This is a genomic window from Micromonospora sp. CA-111912, assembly GCF_050948415.1.
In the GTDB taxonomy this organism is placed as follows: Bacteria; Actinomycetota; Actinomycetes; order Mycobacteriales; family Micromonosporaceae; genus Micromonospora.
In genome coordinates this window covers 2,162,866-2,182,441 of record NZ_CP192007.1, presented here as the reverse complement: position 1 = coordinate 2,182,441, position 19,576 = coordinate 2,162,866, and the positions used below count along the sequence as shown (strand labels likewise).

1 protein-coding gene is annotated in these 19,576 nt (G+C 75.2%); it reads right to left on the bottom strand.

From position 1 onward, the window contains the following. Positions 1-99: 99 nt before the first annotated feature. Positions 100-19,563, bottom strand: a complete 19,464-nt coding sequence (locus ACQPZO_RS09690) for a type I polyketide synthase (RefSeq protein WP_433348947.1) — start codon at positions 19,561-19,563, stop codon at positions 100-102. Positions 19,564-19,576 lie beyond the last annotated feature (13 nt).

Sequence of the window (19,576 nt, the reverse complement as noted above, 5' to 3'; positions counted from 1 at the left end):
CGGACCCCTAGGGCTGACACGGGGCGGCGCCGGGCCGGCCTGGCGGGCCGGTCCGCCCGCGCCGCCGTCCCGGGGCGGTTCTGGTCCGTGGCTCTGCTCTCAGGACTTGCCGAACTCCCGCTGGATGATGTCGAACAGCTCCTCCCGGCTGGCCGTGTCGAGTTGCTCCGCGGTCTCCGCAGCCGGTGCGGGGACGGCGGCGGGCCGGCGGGCCCGCCACCTGGCGAGCATGCTCTCCAGGCGGCCGATGACCGCCTCGTCGACCTGCTCAGCCGGCGCCTCGCCGAGGAGCTGGTCGAGTCGTTCGACCTCGGCGGCGATCGGCAGCGCCGGTTGCTCCGGCGCCAGCCCGGCACGCAGGTGCTCGGCGAGGGCGCCGGGGGTGGGGTGGTCGAAGATCAGGGTCGCGGGCAGGCCGAGGCCGGTCTCGGCGGTCAGCCGGTTGCGCAGCTCGACTGCGGTGAGGGAGTCGAAGCCCAGCTCGAGGAAGCCGCGAGCCGGCCTGATCGCGGCGGGCGTGGCGTGCCCGAGCACCGTCGCGGCGGTGCCGCGTACCAGGTCGAGCAGGATGCGGTCGCGCTCGGACGCCGAGGCGGCGGCCAGCCGCCCCCGCAGGGCCGAGGGGGCGCCGTCGGCGTCGGCGGACGGCGTCTCCTGCGGGGCGGGCTGCGCCTCCGGGATCTCGGCGAGCAGCGGGCTCGGCCGCAGCGCGGTGAACGACGATGCGAACCTGTCCCACCGCACATCCGCCACCACCACCGACACGTCACCCACCTCCAACGCCCGCTCCAACCCCGCCACCGCCAGCTCCGGCGCCATCGCCACCAGGCCGCGCCGGGACAGTTCGTCCCCGACCGCGCCCACCGCCATTCCCGCCTCGCCCCACGGACCCCACGCCACCGACGTGCCCACCAGCCCCCGCGCCCGCCGGGACACCATCAGCCCCTCCACGAACGCGTTTCCTGCGGCGTACCCCACCTGACCGGCCGAACCCCACACCCCCGCGATCGACGAGAAGACCACGAACGCGTCCAGCTCCGCACCCGACAGCAACTCGTCGAGCACCACCGCACCGCCGACCTTCGCCCGCAGCACCTCCCGCAGCTGCTCCGCACCCACCTCGCCCAACGGGGTCATCTGCGCCACCCCCGCCGCGTGCACCACCGCCCGCACCCGATCGCCACCCTCCGTCAGACCCGCCAGCAACCCGGCCACCGCCGCCCGGTCGGCCACGTCGCAGGCCACCACCGACACCCGCGCGCCCGACCCCCGCAACCCCGTGACCATGTCCGCGCCTTCCGAACCCAGCCCGCCCTCGCCGTTGCGCGACAGCAACACCACGTGCTCCGCTCCCACACCCGCCGCCCACTGCGCCACCCGCAGACCCAACGCGCCCGTGCCGCCGGTCACCAGCACCGTCCCCGTCAACCGCACGCCGCCGCTCGAAGCCGAACCCACCGCCGCCCGCACCAACCGCCGGCCGAACACCCCCGACGACCGCACCGCCACCTGATCCTCCACGCCACCCGCCAGGACCCCGGACAGCCGATCCCACACCCATCCGTCCGCCGCACCCGGCACATCCACCAGGCCGCCCCACGACCCCGGCAGCTCCAGCCCCGCGACCCGGCCAAGACCCCACAGCGCCGCGCCCTCGACGTCGTCGAGCACGTCCGACCCGCCCACCGACACCGCGCCACTGGTCAGCCACCACAGCCGACCCTCGATCCCGGAGTCGGTCAGCGCCTGGACCGCCGTCAGCGCCGTCGACAGGGCGGCGGCGGCCGGAAGATCATCCGGGGTCGCCGGGGCGGCCAGCGACAGCAGGGACAGCACGCCGGCGACCTTGCCGTCGGGCCCGGCCGCATCGCTCAGCCGACCCGCCACCGCGTCCCGGTCCGCGCCGTCGACCAGGACGGGGGCGACCCGGGCCCCCCTTGCCGTCAGGGCGGCGAGGGCCGGGTGGTCCTCCTGCCCCGGCGCGGTCAGCACCAGCCAGGTCCCGGTGAGCGTGCCGGTGGCCGGCACGGCAGCCGTGCGCCACTCGACGCGGTAACGCCACGAGTCGACCGTCGACCGCCGCTGCGCGTCCCGACGCCACCGGGCGAGCTTCGGCAGCAGCGCCGCCGAGGAGCCGTCCACGCCGGACGCCAGTTCCTCGCCCAGCACGCCGAGGTCACCGGACTCGACCGCCGCCCAGAACCGCTCGTCCGCCGGCCCGCTCGCGGTGGCGAAAGCGGGTGCCGGCGCCGGGTCCTCCAGCCAGTAGCGCCGGCGGTCGAAGGCGTAGGTGGGCAGGTCCACCGCTCGCGGCCGGACGCCCGCCTGCGCCAGGTAGGCCGACCAGTCCACCGACACCCCGGCCGCGTGCAGCTGACCCACGGCCGCCAGCAGACACTCCACCTCCGGGCGGTCCCGCCGCAACGTCGCCACCCGGCACACCTCACCGTCGGCGACCTCGGCCACCATCGCCGTCAGCACCGCGTCCGGGCCCACCTCCAGGAACGTGTCCACGCCGGCCGCCCGCAGCGCCGTCACCCCGTCGGCGAACCGCACCGGTCGCCGCACGTGGCGCACCCAGTACTCCGGATCCGCCACCTCCAACGGATCCGCCACCGCACCCGACACGTTCGACACCACCGCCACTGACGGCACCCGCCAGTCCAACCCCGCCACCACCGCACGGAACCCGTCGAGCATCGGCTCCATCAACCCGGAGTGGAACGCGTGCGACACGGACAGGGGCTTGGTCCGCCAGCCCCGGGCCCGGCAGGTGTCCACCACGAGTTCGACCTCGTCAGCCGCGCCGGAGAGGACCACCGCCGCCGGACCGTTCACCGCCGCCACGTCCACCGCCGCGCCGGTCACCTCGATGATCAGACGCACGTCGGCCTCGGACGCCGCGACCGCCGCCATCACCCCGCCGGCCGGCAGGGCCTGCATCAGCCGGCCCCGCGCCGCCACCAGCACACACGCGTCCTCCAGCGACAACACCCCCGCCGCGTATGCAGCGGTCACCTCGCCCAACGAGTGCCCCGCGAAGAAGTCGGCCCGCACCCCCCACGACCGCAACAACTCCCACAACGCCACCTCGACGGCGAACAACCCCGCCTGCGCGAACACCGTGCGATCCAACAGACCCGCCTCGGCGAACACCACCGACATCAGGGGCTGCGGCAACAACCCGTCCAGGTGCCCGCACACCTCGTCCAGCGCCGCCGCGAACACCGGGAACCGGTCGTACAGCTCCCGACCCATTCCCACCCGCTGCGAACCCTGGCCCGTGAACAGCACCGCCCGGCGACCCGACGACACCACACCCGACGCCGCATCCCCGGCCGCCACCGCGTCCAGGCCCGCCACCAGCTCGTCCACGCCGGAGCCCCACACCACCGCGCGGTGCTCCAACGCCGCCCGCGACGACACCAACGACCACGCCACGTCCGCCGGCACCAGGTCGGAGCGGCCCCGCGCGAACGACGCCAACCGCGCCGCCTGACCCACCAACGCCCGCTCGGAGCGCCCCGACACCACCCACGGCACCGGCAACCCCGGAACAGACCCCACCCCCGAGACCGGCTCCGGCTCCGATTCCGGCTCCGGCTCCGGCTCCGGCTCCGGCTGTTCCAGGATCACGTGCGCGTTCGTCCCCGAGATGCCAAACGACGACACCCCCGCACGACGCGGACGGCCCACCTCGGGCCACCCCCGCGACTCCGTCACCAGGGTCACCGCGCCCGACGACCAGTCCACGTGCGACGACGGCTCGTCGACGTGCAGCGACGCCGGCACCACGCCGTGCCGCATCGCCATGATCATCTTGATGATCCCCGCGACGCCAGCCGCGGCCTGGGTGTGCCCGATGTTCGACTTCACCGACCCCAACAACAACGGAACATCCCGACCCTGCCCGTACGTCGCCAGCAGAGCCTGCGCCTCGATCGGATCACCCAGCTTCGTACCCGTGCCGTGCGCCTCCACCACATCCACATCCGCCGACGACAACCCCGCGCTGGCGAGGGCCTGCCGGATCACCCGCTGCTGCGACGGACCGTTCGGCGCCGTCAACCCGTTCGACGCACCGTCCTGATTCACCGCCGAACCCCGCACCACCGCCAGAACCCGACGACCCTCCCGACGCGCGTCCGACAACCGCTGCACGAGGATGACGCCGACGCCCTCGGACCAGCCCGTCCCGTCGGCCGCCTCGGCGAAGGACCTGCACCGCCCGTCGGCCGAGAGGCCGCCCTGGATCGAGAACTCGGCGAAGGTGGCCGGGGAGGCCATCACGCAGACGCCGCCGGCCAGCGCGAGGTCGCACTCGCCGGACCGCAGCGCCTGCGCCGCCAGGTGCAACGCGACCAGCGACGACGAACACGCCGTGTCCACCGTCACCGCCGGCCCCTCGAACCCGAACGAGTACGACACCCGACCCGACAGCACGCTGGTCGCGTTGCCGGTGAGCAGGTGACCGCCGACCTCCTGGGCGCGGCCGACGGAGCCGCTCGCGTACCCCTGGAAGCTGGCTCCGGCGAAGACGCCGACGGCACCACCCTTGAGGCTGGTCGGGTCGATGCCGGCCGACTCGATCGCCTCCCAGGACGTCTCCAGCAGCAGCCGCTGCTGCGGGTCCATGGCGAGGGCCTCGCGCGGCGAGATGCCGAAGAACTCGGCGTCGAACTCGCCCGCGTCGTAGACGAAGCCACCCCTGCGGGCGAACGACGTGTCGGACATGCCGCTGCCCAGGACGTTGTCCCAGCCCCGGTCGAGCGGGAACTCGGAGATGCCGTCGCGGCCGTCGGCGAGCAGTTGCCACAGCTCGTCGGGCGTGCCGACGCCACCGGGAAGGCGGCAACCCATGCCGACGATGACGATGGGGTCGTCGTCCAGCGCGGCGGGGCGGATTGCAGCCGGCGAGTCGGCCGACGCCCCGATCAGGGTGTCGCGGAGGAGGGCGACCAGGGCCGCCGGCGTCGGGTGGTCGAAGACGAGGGTGCTGGGCAGCGCCAGGCCGGTCTCGGCGATCAGCCGGTTACGCAGCTCGACCGCGGTGAGCGAGTCGAACCCGAGGCGCTGGAACGCCCGGTCCGCCGGGACGGACTCCACGCCGGCGTGACCGAGCACCGAGGCGACCTGGGAGCGTACGAGATCGAGCAGGAAGGCCTCGGCGTCGGTGGCCGGCAGGGCCACGAGCCGCTCGCGCAGCGCGGACGCCTGGTCGGTGGGGCCGGCACCGGTCGGGGTGGCCGCCTCGAGCGCCGCCTGGGCCTCGGGGATCTCGGCGAGCAGCGGGCTCGGCCGCAGCGCGGTGAACGACGACGCGAACCTGTCCCACCGCACATCCGCCACCACCACCGACACGTCACCCACCTCCAACGCCCGCTCCAACCCCGCCACCGCCAGCTCCGGCGCCATCGCCGGCAGACCGCGCCGGCTCAGCTGCTCCCCGGCCTCGCCGACCGCCATGCCGGCCTCGCCCCACGGACCCCACGCCACCGACGTGCCCACCAGCCCCCGCGCCCGCCGAGACGCCACCACGCCGTCCACGAACGCGTTTCCTGCCGCGTACGCCACCTGACCCGCCGAACCCCACACCCCCGCGATCGACGAGAAGACCACGAACGCGTCCAGCTCCGCACCCGACAGCAACTCGTCCAGCACCACCGCACCGTCCGCCTTGGCCCGCAGCACCTCCCCCAGTTCCTCCGCACCCACCTCGCCCAACGGGGTCATCTGCGCCATCCCCGCCGCGTGCACCACCGCCCGCACCGGGTCACCGGCCCCCGCCAGGCCCTCCAACAACCCGGCCACCGCCTCGCGGTCGGCCACGTCACACCCCGCCACCGACACCCGCGCGCCCAGCCCCCGCAGCTCCTCCACCGCGCCCGCGACCCCCGGCGCACCGCCGCCCCGCCGAGACACCAGCACCACGTGCCCGGCACCGACGCCGACCGCCCACCGCGCCACCCGCAGCCCCAGCGCACCGGTGCCGCCCGTCACCAGGACCGTTCCCGACAACCGCACCCCGGCACCGGCACCGGCACCGGCATGCACCAGCCGCCGCACGAACACACCCGACGGCCGCACCGCCACCTGGTCCTCACCGCCGCCCGCCAACACCCCACACAGCCGGTCCCACACCCGCCCGTCCGCCACACCCGGCACATCCACCAGGCCGCCCCAACGGCCCGGCTCCTCCAACGCGACCACCCGACCCAGCCCCCAGATGGCACCGGCCGTGGCGTCGAGGGTCGTGGCGTCGGAGCCGTCCACCGAGACCGCACCGCTGGTCAGCCACCACAGGCGACCGTCGACGCCGGCATCGGTCAGCGCCTGGGCCACGGTCAGCGCCTCGGCCACCCCGGCACCGGCGAGGGACATCACGCAGAGCAGACCGGCGACGGGTTCGCCGGCCCGCACCGCGCCGGCGAACTGCCGCGCGATCCGGTCCCGGTCCACACCGTCGATCACCACGGGTACGACCCGGGCGCCCCGGGCCGCCAGCGCGGCGACGGCCGGGTGGTCCTCCTGGCCGGGCCGCATCGGCACCAGCCACGTGCCCGTCAGGGTGGTACGGCCGTCGACCGCGTGCGACCGCCACACGACGTGGTACCGCCACGAGTCGACCGTCGAGCGGCGCTTCGCGTCCCGACGCCACCGGGCGAGCTTCGGCAGCACCGCGCCGAACGGCTCGTCCGCGCCCGCGCCCAGCTCGTCGCCGAGCAGGGCCGGGTCGCCCGATTCCACCGCCGCCCAGAACCGCCCGTCGAGAGCGTCGTCGCGGGTGGCGAGGTCGGTCGACGCCGACGGCTCGGCCCAGTACCAGGCGCGGTCGAAGGCGTAGCTGGGCAGGTCGACCGCCCTCGGCCGGACGCCCGCCTGCGCGAGGTACGCGGCCCAGTCCACCGACACTCCGGCCGCGTGCAACTGACCCACCGCCGCCAACAGCGACTCCACCTCCGGACGATCCCGACGCAACGTCGCCACCCGACGCACCCCGCCACCCCCGGCGACATCGGCCACCATCGCCGTCAACACCGCGTCCGGCCCCACCTCCAGGAACGTGTCCACCCCAGCGTCACGCAGAGCCGCCACCCCATCGGCAAACCGCACCGGCTGCCGCACATGCCGCACCCAATACGCCGGATCAACCAACTCCAACGGATCCGCCACCGCACCCGACACGTTCGACACCACCGCCACAGCCGGAGCCCGCCACGACAACCCCGCCACCACCGTCGCGAACTCATCGAGCATCGGCTCCATCAACGGACTGTGGAACGCATGACTCACCGCCAACCGACGAGTACGCACACCCCGCTCCCGCCAGACCCGCTCCACCTCATCCAACGCCTCAACCACGCCGGAGACGACAACGGCCGCAGGCCCGTTGACGGCGGCGACCCCCACCCGATCGGCCAGCCCCTCCAAGACGGCCAGCACCTCGGCCTCGGGCGCCGCCACCGCGAGCATGCCCCCACCCGCCGGCAGGGCCTGCATCAACCGACCCCGCGCCGCCACCAACACGCACGCGTCCTCCAACGACAACATCCCCGCCGCGAACGCAGCCGTCACCTCACCGACTGAGTGACCCGCGAAGAAATCAGCCCGCACCCCCCACGACCGCAACAACTCCCACAACGCCACCTCCACCGCGAACAACCCCGCCTGCGCAAACACCGTCCGATCCAACGCCACCGACGGCCCACCGGACCACACCACATCCCGCAACGGCGGGAGATCACCACCGAACTCCGCATCGATCAGCCCGCACACCCGATCGAAGGACTCCGCGAACACCGGGAACCGCTCATACAACTCCCGACCCATCCCCACCCGCTGCGAACCCTGCCCCGTGAACAACACCGCCCGACGACCCGACGCCACCACACCCGACGCCACCACACCCGACGCCGCACCCGACGCGGAGGAACCACCGGCCGCCACCGCGTCCAGGCCCGCCACCAACTCACCCACACCCGAACCCCACACCACCGCACGGTGCTCCAACGCCGCCCGCGACGACACCAACGACCACGCCACATCCGCCACCGCCAGATCAGAGCGGCCCCGCGCGAACGACGCCAACCGCGCCGCCTGACCCACCAACGCCCGCTCCGAACGACCCGACACCACCCACGGCACCGGCACCGGCACCGGCACCGGCACCGGCACCGGCACACCGTCAACGGCCTTCGGCCCCGGGACAGAGTCCACCCCTGGGACAGGCTCCACCCCGGACTGCGACTCCGGCTCCGGCTCGGACTCCGGCTGCTCCAGGATCACGTGCGCGTTCGTCCCCGAGATGCCGAACGACGACACCCCCGCACGACGCGGACGGTCCACCTCGGGCCATCCCCGCGACTCGGTCGCCAGCTCGACGGTCCCCGCCGACCAGTCGATGTGCGACGACGGCTCGTCGACGTGCAGGGTCGCCGGCACGACCCCCGCGCGCATGGCGAGGACCATCTTGATGATGCCCGCGACGCCCGCCGCCGCCTGGGTGTGCCCGATGTTCGACTTCACCGACCCCAACAACAACGGAACATCCCGACCCTGCCCGTACGTCGCCAGTAGCGCCTGCGCCTCGATCGGATCACCCAACGTCGTACCCGTGCCGTGCGCCTCCACCACATCCACATCCCCCGGCGACAACCCCGCGCTGGCGAGGGCCTGCCGGATCACCCGCTGCTGCGACGGACCATTCGGCGCGGTGAGACCGTTCGACGCACCGTCCTGATTGACCGCCGAACCCCGCACCACCGCCAGGACCCGACGACCCTCCCGACGCGCATCCGACAACCGCTGCACGACGAGGACGCCGACGCCCTCGCCCCACGCGGTGCCGTCGGCGGCCTCGGCGAACGCCTTGCACCGCCCGTCGGCCGACAGCCCGCCCTGCCGGGAGAACTCGATGAACGCCCCCGGGGTGGCCATGACGGTGACGCCGCCGGCCAGCGCGAGGCCGCACTCGCCGGACCGCAGCGCCTGGGCCGCCAGGTGCAACGCGACCAGCGACGACGAACACGCCGTGTCCACCGTCACCGCCGGGCCCTCGAACCCGAACGAGTACGACACCCGACCCGACAGCACGCTGGCGGAGGCGCCCGTGGCCCCGTACCCGGTCAGCGCCGCACCGGCCTGGCGCACCACGGTCCCGTAGTCCTGGCCGTTGGTGCCGGCGAACACCCCGACCCGGGCCCCGCGCAGGGCCAGCGGGTCGATCCGGGCGTCCTCGAACGCCTCCCACGACGTCTCCAGCAGCAGCCGCTGCTGCGGGTCCATGGCGAGGGCCTCGCGCGGCGAGATGCCGAAGAACTCCGCGTCGAACGCGCCGGCCTCGTGCAGGAACGCCCCCCGGCTGACGTACGACGACTCGGCGGAGTCACGCAGGGACGTCAGGTCCCAGTGCCGGTTGGTCGGGAACTGCGACATCGCGTCGACGCCGCCGACCAGCAGGTCCCACAGCTCGGCCGGGGACCCAGCGCCGGCCGGGAAGCGACAGCCCATGCCGACGATGACGATCGGGTCGTCGGCGACGACCGGTCCGCCGACCAGGGCTGGCGCGGGCAGGGCTTGCCCGCCGAGCAGTTCGGCGTGGATGTGACCGGCGAGGGCGGTTGGGTTCGGGTAGTCGAACGCCAGGGTGCTGGACAGCGTGAGGCCGGTGGCCGCGTCCAGCCGGTTGCGCAGTTCCACGGCGGCCAGGGAGGTGAAGCCGAGGTCCTGGAACGCCCGGTCGGGTGCCACCCGGTCCGCGGAGTCGTGGCCGAGCACGGCGGCGACCTCGCCGCGTACCAGGTCACGCAGTGCGTGCGCCTGTTCCGTGCCGGGCATCGCCGCGAGCCGGGCGAGCAGCGCGGACGTCGGCGCCGGGCCGGCGGCGGCGAGCGCGCCCGGCGCGGCCTCGGCCACCAGGTCCCGGGTGAGCGGGTCGGGGCGGGTGCCGGCGACGGCGGCCACCCGGGCCCAGTCGATGTCGGCGACCACGAGGTACGTCTCGTCGCGCCCGAGCGCCGCGGCCAGGGCCTCGACGGCGGTCCGGGGTGCCATGGCCCCGAATCCGTCCCGGGCCAGGCGCTGTTCGAACTCACCGGCGCTCACCCCGCCGTCGGCCCAGAGGCCCCAGGCGAGCGAGGTCGCCGGGAGTCCCTCGGCGCGGCGCCGCTGGGCCAGCGCGTCGAGGAAGGCGTTGCCCGGCGCGTAGGTGGCCTGGCCGGCCCCGCCCATGATGCCGGCGAGGGAGGAGAAGAGCACGAAGGCCGACAGGTCCGCGCCGCGGGTCAGCTCGTCGAGGTTGGTGGCGGCGGTCACCTTGGCCCGGAGCGCGGCGGCCATCTGGTCGACGGTCACCGCGTCGATCACGTTGTCGTCGAGCGCGGCGGCGGTGTGCACGACGGCGGTCAGGGGGAGGTCGTCGGGGACGGACCCCAGCAGGTCGGCGAGGGCGGCGCGGTCGGCCACGTCGCAGGACGCCACGGTGACCCGGCTGCCGAGCGCGGTCAGCTCGTCGACGAGCGTCCCGACGCCCGACGCCTGCGGGCCCCGACGGCTGACGAGCAGGAGGTGTTCGGCGCCGGCGGCGGCCAGGGCGCGGGCGACGTGTCCGCCGAGGGCACCGGTGCCTCCGGTGATCAGCACGGTGCCGCGCGGCGTCCACGGGTCGCGGGGGCCGCCGTCGCCGTAGGTGGCCCGGACGAGCCGGCGGGCGTGGCAGCCGGCGGCGCGCAGGGCGACCTGATCCTCCGCGCCGGGGCCGGCGAGCAGCGTACGGAGGGTCCGGACGGCACCCCGGTCGGGGCGTTCGGGCAGGTCCACCAGTCCGCCCCAGCGGTGCGGGTGCTCGGCGCGCAGCACGCCGCCGAAGCCCCACGTCATCGCCTGGGCGGGGTCGACGTGCCGGTCGCGGGAGCCGACGGAGACCGCGCCCCGGGTGGCGATCCAGAGCCGGGCGGCCACCCCGGCGTCGCCGAGGGCCTGCGCGAGCACGACCGTGCCGGCGAGGCCGGCGGGCACGGTCCCGGTCTCCCCGTACGGCCGGTCGTCGAGCGCGAGGAGCGACAGGACGGCGGTGCCGGCACGCTCCCGGTCGTGCAGGGCCTCGGTCAGGTCCTGGGCGAGGCGCTTGCGGTCGCAGCCGGCCTCGACCTGAACGGTGCGGGTCCGGGCGGGGTCGAGCGCGGCCACCCAGTCGCCCACGGACGGGTCGGCGTCGGCGGGTACGACCAGCAGGAAGTCCGTGGCCTCGGGCCGGGTGGGGTCGTCCACGATTGGCTGCCAGGCCACCCGGTACCGCCAGGAGTCGAGGGTCGCCTCGGTCTCCCGGCGCCGCCGCCAGGTGGACAGCGCCGGGAGCACCTCGGCGAGCGGAGTGTCCGCGTCGACGGCCAGGCTCTCGGCGAGGGCTGCCACGTCCTCCGCGTCGATGGCGCGCCAGAAGGCGTCGTCCTCGGCGGTACGCCGGGTGCCGGCGGGGCGGTGGGATCGGGTGGCCGCGTTGAGCCAGTAGCGCTGGTGGTCGAAGGCGTAGGTGGGCAGGTCGACCGCCCTCGGCCGGACGCCCGCCTGCGCGAGGTACGCGGCCCAGTCCACCGACACTCCGGCCGCGTGCAACTGACCCACCGCCGCCAACAGCGACTCCACCTCCGGACGATCCCGACGCAACGTCGCCACCCGACGCACCCCGCCACCCCCGGCGACATCGGCCACCATCGCCGTCAACACCGCGTCCGGCCCCACCTCCAGGAACGTGTCCACCCCAGCGTCACGCAGAGCCGCCACCCCATCGGCAAACCGCACCGGCTGCCGCACATGCCGCACCCAATACGCCGGATCAACCAACTCCAACGGATCCGCCACCGCACCCGACACGTTCGACACCACCGCCACAGCCGGAGCCCGCCACGACAACCCCGCCACCACCGTCGCGAACTCATCGAGCATCGGCTCCATCAACGGACTGTGGAACGCATGACTCACCGCCAACCGACGAGTACGCACACCCCGCTCCCGCCAGACCCGCTCCACCTCATCCAACGCCTCAACCACGCCGGAGACGACAACGGCCGCAGGCCCGTTGACGGCGGCGACCCCCACCCGATCGGCCAGCCCCTCCAAGACGGCCAGCACCTCGGCCTCGGGCGCCGCCACCGCGAGCATGCCCCCACCCGCCGGCAGGGCCTGCATCAACCGACCCCGCGCCGCCACCAACACGCACGCGTCCTCCAACGACAACATCCCCGCCGCGAACGCAGCCGTCACCTCACCGACTGAGTGACCCGCGAAGAAATCAGCCCGCACCCCCCACGACCGCAACAACTCCCACAACGCCACCTCCACCGCGAACAACCCCGCCTGCGCAAACACCGTCCGATCCAACGCCACCGACGGCCCACCGGACCACACCACATCCCGCAACGGCGGGAGATCACCACCGAACTCCGCATCGATCAGCCCGCACACCCGATCGAAGGACTCCGCGAACACCGGGAACCGCTCATACAACTCCCGACCCATCCCCACCCGCTGCGAACCCTGCCCCGTGAACAACACCGCCCGACGACCAGACGACACCCCCACCGACGCCGCACCCGACGCGACCGCGTCCAGGCCCGCCGCCAGCTCGTCAACACCGGAACCCCACACCACCGCACGGTGCTCCAACGCCGCCCGCGACGACACCAACGACCACGCCACATCCACCACAGCAAGATCGGAGCGGTCCCGCGCGAACGACGCCAACCGCGCCGCCTGACCCACCAACGCCCGCTCCGAACGACCCGACACCACCCACGGCACCGGCACATCGACGGGCGCGTCCCCGGCGGTCGCGGGAGCCGGCTCGTCGTCGCCCTGTTCCAGGACGACGTGCGCGTTGGTGCCGGAGATGCCGAACGACGACACCCCCGCCCGGCGCGGCCGGTCCACCCCCGGCCACCCGCGCGGTTCCGTCGCCAACTCCACCGCGCCCGACGACCAGTCCACGTGCGACGACGGCTCGTCCACGTGCAGGGTCGACGGCACCACCCCGTGCCGCATGGCGAGGACCATCTTGATGATGCCCGCCACCCCGGCCGCCGCCTGGGTGTGCCCGATGTTCGACTTCACCGACCCCAACAACAACGGAACATCCCGACCCTGCCCGTACGTCGCCAACAGCGCCTGCGCCTCGATCGGATCACCCAGAGTGGTGCCCGTACCGTGCGCCTCCACCACATCCACGTCAGCCGGGGTGAGCCCGGCGCCGGCGAGGGCCTGCCGGATCACCCGCTGCTGCGACGGACCATTCGGCGCGGTGAGACCGTTCGACGCACCGTCCTGATTCACCGCCGAACCCCGCACCACCGCCAGGACCCGACGACCCTCCCGACGCGCATCCGACAACCGCTGCACGAGCAGCACGCCGACGCCCTCGGACCAACCCGTCCCGTCGGCCGCCTGGGCGAAGGACTTGCACCGCCCGTCGGGGGCCATGCCGCGCTGGCGGGAGAAGTCGACGAAGGTGTCGGGGGTGGCCATCACGGTCACACCGCCGGCCAGGGCCAGGTCGCACTCGCCCGACCGCAGCGCCTGCACCGCCAGGTGCAGCGCGACCAACGACGACGAGCACGCGGTGTCGACCGTCACCGCCGGCCCCTCGAACCCGAACGAGTACGCCACCCGGCCGGACAGCACGCTGCTGGCCGTACCGACGCCGAGGTGGCCGTCGAGGGCCTCGGGGACGTCGACCAGGCTGGAGGCGTGGTGGTGGTACATCATGCCGGCGAACACCCCGACCGGGCGACCGCGCAGGGCCAGCGGGTCGATTCTGGCGTCCTCGATCGCCTCCCAGGACGTCTCCAGCAGCAGCCGCTGCTGCGGGTCCATGGCGAGGGCCTCGTGCGGGGAAATCTTGAACAGGCCGGCGTCGAAGTCACCGGCGTCGACCAGGAAGCCGCCCTCCCGGGCGTAGCTGCTGCCGCGGCGGGCACCGGACGGGTCGTAGAGCTCGCCGAGGTCCCAGCCACGGTCGGTCGGAAAGTCGGTGATGCCGTCCCCGCCGGCGGTAAGGAGGTCCCACAGCTGTTCCGGTGAGCGCACGCCGCCGGGGAACCGGCAGCTCAGGCCGATGATGGCGATCGGGTCGTCGGGCGCGGCGGCGGCGCGCAGCGCCGGCAGCGGGTCGGCCCCGCCCCCGGTCTCGGCGTCCAGGTGGTCGGCGAGCCGGAGCGGGGTGGGGTGGTCGAACACGAGGGTCGCGGGGAGCCGCAGTCCGGTCTCCGCGCCGAGCCGGTTGCGCAGCTCGACGGCGGTCAGCGAGTCGAACCCCAGTTCGGTGAACGGGCGGCCGGCCTCGACGGCGGCGGCGTCGGCGTACCCGAGGACCGCCGCGACCTGGTCCAGGACGAGCCGCAGCAGGGCGGCGGCGCGCTCCGCGCGGTCCAGCCCGGCCAGCCGCCCGGTCAGGGTGACGGGCTCGGCGGAGCCGGACCGGGCGGCCCGCCGCCGGGGCGGGCGGACCAGGCCGCGGAGCACCACGGGCAGGGTGCCGGCGTCGGCCTGGGAGCGCAGCGCCGGGCCGTTCAACGCCACGGGGACCGCGACCGGCAGGCCGGTGCGCAGGGCGGCGTCGAAGAGGGCGAGGCCGTCGGCCTGGGCGATGGGGCGGGCGCCGGAGCGGGCGAGCCGGTCGGTCTCGGCGCGGCCGAGGGCGGCGGTCATGCCGCCACCCGACTCGGCCCACGGCCCCCAGGCCAGGGAGAGCGCGGGCAGGCCGGCGGCCCGCCGGCGGTGGGCGAGGGCGTCGAGGAAGGCGTTGGCGGCGGCGTAGTTGGCCTGCCCAGGGCTGCCGGTCACCCCGGCGGCCGAGGAGTACGTGACGAACAGGGCGAGGTCGCGGCCGGCGGTCAGCTCGTGCAGGTGCCGGACGGCGTCCACCTTCGGCCGCAGCACCTGCGCCAGGGTGTCGGGGGTGAGCGAGGTGAGGGTGCGGTCGGCCAGCACTCCGGCGGTGTGCACGACCCCGGTCAGCGGGTGGGCGGGGTCGATCCCGTCCAGGAGCGCGGCCAGGGCGGCGCGGTCGGCCGCGTCGCACGCCTCGACCCGGGCCGTCGCGCCCAGGTCGGCCAGGTCGGCGAGCAGGTCCGCGACGCCGGTGGCGTCGGCGCCACGCCGGCCGGTGAGCAGCAGGTGCCGGGCACCGTACCGGGTGACCAGGTGGCGGGCGAGCAGCGCGCCCAGCGCGCCGGTGCCGCCGGTGACGAGGACGGTGCCGGCCGGGTCGAGTGCCGGCGCGGGCGCCGCCGGTTCCGGGTCGGCGGCCACGAGGCGGGGCACCCGGACCTCCCCGGCGCGCACCGCCGCCTGCGGCTCGTCGCCGCGGAGCAGGCCGGCGAGGGCGGACGCGGACCGTTCGTCGTCGTCGACGTCGACGAGCAGGAACCGGCCGGGGTGTTCGGCCTGCGCGGAGCGCACCAGGCCCCACACGGCGGCGGCGGCCGGGTCGGCGATGTCCCCGTCGTGGTCCACGGCGACGGCCCCGCTGGTCAGGACCACCAGCCGGGAGCCGCCGGTGTGCCGGTCCCCGGCCAGCCAGCCCTGCAGGACGGCGAGGGTGTCGGCGAGCAGCTCGTGCGTCCCGGCCACGTCGACGTCGGCGGGGCCGGTCACCGGGAACAGGACGACGTCCGGCACCCCGGCGTCGAGGAGCGCGCCCAGGTCGGGGTGGCGGGTGGCGGCGGTGCCGGCCGGCACCGGCGCGGGGCGGTCGCCGAGCACCGCCCAGGCGAGGCCGTCGGCGGTACCGCCGGTCTGCGGGTGCCGGGGCCAGTCGAGGCGGAACAGGGAGTCGCGCCACGGCGATCCGGCGGGGGTCAGGTCGCCGGCCGGCAGGGGCCGCAGGGCCAGCGAGCCGACCCGCGCGACGGGTGCGCCGGCGGCGTCCGCGACCAGCATGGTGACGGTGTCCGGGGCGGTCGGGGTGAGCCGGACCCGCAGGGTGTCCGCGCCGTGGGCGTACACGGTGACGTCGGACCAGGCGAACGGCAGTCGGGCCTCACCGGCCTCGACGATTCCCAGCCCGACGGCCTGCACGGCGGCGTCGAGCAGGGCGGGGTGCAGGCCGTACGCGTCGGCCTCGCCGGCGGCCGGCTCGGGGAGCGCCACCTCGGCGTACACGTCGGCGCCGGCCCGCCAGGCGGCGCGCAGCCCCTGGAACGCCGGGCCGTAGGCGAAGCCGGCCTCGGCGGCCCGCGCGGCCGGCTCGGCCACGTCCAGGGGTGTCGCGCCGGCCGGCGGCCAGTCGGCCGGTCCCTGGCCGGTCCGCGCGCCGTCGAGCGGGGTGCGCAGTCCGTCGGCGGCCCCCGTGCCGTCGGCCGGGGCGAGCAGTCCGTCGGCGGCCCCCGTGGCGAGCAGTCCGTCGGCGTGCCGGACCCACAGGTCGTCGGTGCCGGACCGGCGGCCGTGCACGGTGACCTGCCACGCGTCGCCGGAGTCGCCGGCGCGTTCGACGGCGACCTGCACGTCGACGCCGCCGGTGTCGGGGAGCGTGAGCGGGGCCTGGAGGGTCAGCTCGGTGAGCACGTCGGCGCCGACCTCCGCGCCGGCGCGCAGCGCCAGCTCGACGAGGCCGGTGCCGGGGAACAGCACGGTGCCGCGCACCGCGTGCTCGGCCAGCCAGGGGTTCGTCTCGACGGACAGCCGGCCGGTGAGGGTGACCTCGTCGCCGTCGGCGGAGCGGAACACCGCGCCGAGCAGCGGGTGACCGGTGGGGGTCAGCCCGGCGGCGGTCACGTCGGCGGGTTGCGGCAGCGGCAGCAGCCAGTAGCGGTCGCGCTGGAACGCGTACGTGGGCAGGTCCACCGGCGCGGCCGGGCCGGCGAACAGGGCGGTCCACCGCACCGGCACGCCACGGGTCCACAGGGTAGCGGCGGCGGCGAGGGCGGTGGCGGCCTCGTCCTGGTCGGCGCGCAGCACCGGCGCGTACGCGGCCTGGTCGTCGCCGGTGTTCTCCTGGGCCAGCGCGGACAGCACGCCGCCGGGGCCGACCTCCACGAACGCGCCGACGCCGTGTTCACGCAGGGTGGCCACGGCGGCGTCGAACCGGACGGTGTCGCGGACGTTGCGCAGCCAGTACGCCGGGGAGCAGATCTCCTCCGGGGTGAGCACCGTGCCGGTGACGGTGGAGACCACCGGGATCCGGGGCGCGGCGAAGGTGAGCTGACCGAGCACGGCGGCGAACGCGTCGCGCATCGGATCCATCCGGGCGGAGTGGAACGCGTGGCTGACCCGCAGCCGCCGGGTGGACCGGCCCAGGGCGGCGAAGTGCCCGGCGACGGCGAGCACCGCGTCCTCGGCGCCGGAGACGACGACCGAGTCGTGGCCGTTCACGGCGGCCAGTTCCGCCCCGGCCGCGTCGGGCGCGGCGGCCAGGTGGGCGCGCACCTCCGCCTCGCCGGCCCGGACGGACACCATGGCGCCGCCGGAGGGCAGCGCCTGCATGAGGGCGCCCCGGGCGGCGACCAGCCGGGCGGCGTCGGGCAGGGACAGCACGCCGGCCAGGTGCGCGGCGGTGACCTCGCCGACGGAGTGGCCGGTGAGGAAGTCCGGGACGACGCCCCAGGACTCGACGAGCCGGTAGGCGGCCACCTCGACGGCGAAGAGGGCCGCCTGCGCGTACCCGGTGCGGTCGAGCAGTTCGGCGGGGCCGTCGAGGACGGCGTCGAGGTGCCGGTCGAGGTGCCGGTCCAGTTCGGTACGGGCGGCGTCGAAGGCGGCGGCGTAGGCGGGGAACGCGGCGTACAGCCGGCGGCCCATACCGACGCGCTGGGCGCCCTGGCCGGTGCAGAGCACGGCGAGGCGGGTGGGGCTGGCGACGCCGCGCCGCACGGTGGCGGCGGGGACGGTGTCGGCCAGCGCGGACAGCCCGGCGAGGAGGTCGGCGGGGTCGTCGCCGAGCAGCACGGCCCGGTGTTCGAGGGCGGACCGGCCGGTGGCGAGGGCCCGGCCCAGCGTGGCCGGCGGGACGTCGGGGTGCTCGGCGAGCCAGGACCGCAGCCGCCGAGCCTGGGCGGTCAGCGCGGCGGCGCTGCGGGCGGACAGGACCCAGGGCAGCGGGTCGGGGCCGGTGACGTCGCCGGCCGGCGGCTCCGCCACGGGGGCGGCCGAGGGCTCCGCCACGAGGCCGGCTGGTGGCTCCGCCACGGGAGCGGCCTCCACGATGACGTGGGCGTTGGTGCCGCTCACCCCGAAGGAGGAGACGCCGGCCCGCGCCGGGCGGGCGGCGGTCGGCCAGGGTTGGGCCTCGCGGAGCAGGCTGACCGCGCCGGCGGTCCAGTCGACGTGCGGGGACGGCTCGTCGAGGTGCAGGCTGCGGGGCAGGACGCCGTGCCGCATCGCCATGACCATCTTGATCACACCGGCGACCCCGGCGGCGGCCTGGGTGTGCCCGAGGTTGGACTTGATCGAGCCGAGCCACAGGGGCCGCTCGGCGGGCCGCTCGCGGCCGTACGTGGCGATGACCGCCTGCGCCTCGATCGGGTCGCCGAGCCGGGTGCCGGTGCCGTGCGCCTCGACGGCGTCCACGTCGGCGGGGGTGAGCCGGGCGTTCGCGAGGGCCTGGCGGATCACCCGCTGCTGGGAGGGGCCGTGCGGGGCGGTGAGTCCGTTGCTGGCCCCGTCCTGGTTGACGGCGGTGCCGCGGACCACGGCGAGCACGGGGTGGCCGTTGCGCCGGGCCTCGGAGAGCCGTTCGAGCAGGAGCAGGCCGGCGCCCTCGCTCCAGCCGGTGCCGTCGGCGGTGGCGGAGAAGGACTTGCACCGGCCGTCCGGGGACAGGCCCCGCTGCCGGCTGAAGCCGACGAACGTGTCCGGGCTGGACATCACGGTGACGCCGCCGGCCAGGGCGAGGGTGCACTCGCCGGAGCGCAGCGCCTGCGCGGCGAGGTGCAGGGCGACCAGGGAGGACGAGCAGGCGGTGTCGACGGTGACCGCCGGGCCCTCGAAGCCGAAGGTGTAGGCGATCCGGCCGGACACGACGCTGCCGTGGTTGCCGGTGCCGACGAACGCCTCGACCTCGTCGGGCACGCCGTTGAGGCGGGAGACGTAGTCGTGGTACATGACGCCGGTGAAGACGCCCGTCCGGCTGCCCTTCAGGGACTCGGCGGCGATGCCGGCCCGCTCGACGGCCTCCCAGGCGACCTCCAGCAGCAGCCGCTGCTGCGGATCCATCGCCAGGGCCTCGCGGGGCGAGATGCCGAAGAAGCCGGCGTCGAACTCGCCCGCGTCGAGCAGGAAACCACCCTCCCGGGTGTACGACTTGCCGTGCGCCTCCGGGTCGGGGTCGTAGAGGTTCTCCACGTCCCAGCCCCGGTCGGCGGGGAACGGCGTCACCGCGTCCCCGCCGGCCTCGACCAGCCGCCACAGCGCCTCGGGGCTGTGCACCCCGCCCGGGTAGCGACAGGCCATCCCCACGATCGCGATGGGCTCGTGGTTCTGCTCGTCGGCGGCCCTCAGGCGCTCGCTGGTCTCGTGCAGGTCAGCGGTGACGCGCTTGAGGTACTCGCGGAGCTTGGCTTCGTTCGCCATCGGTAGATCACCT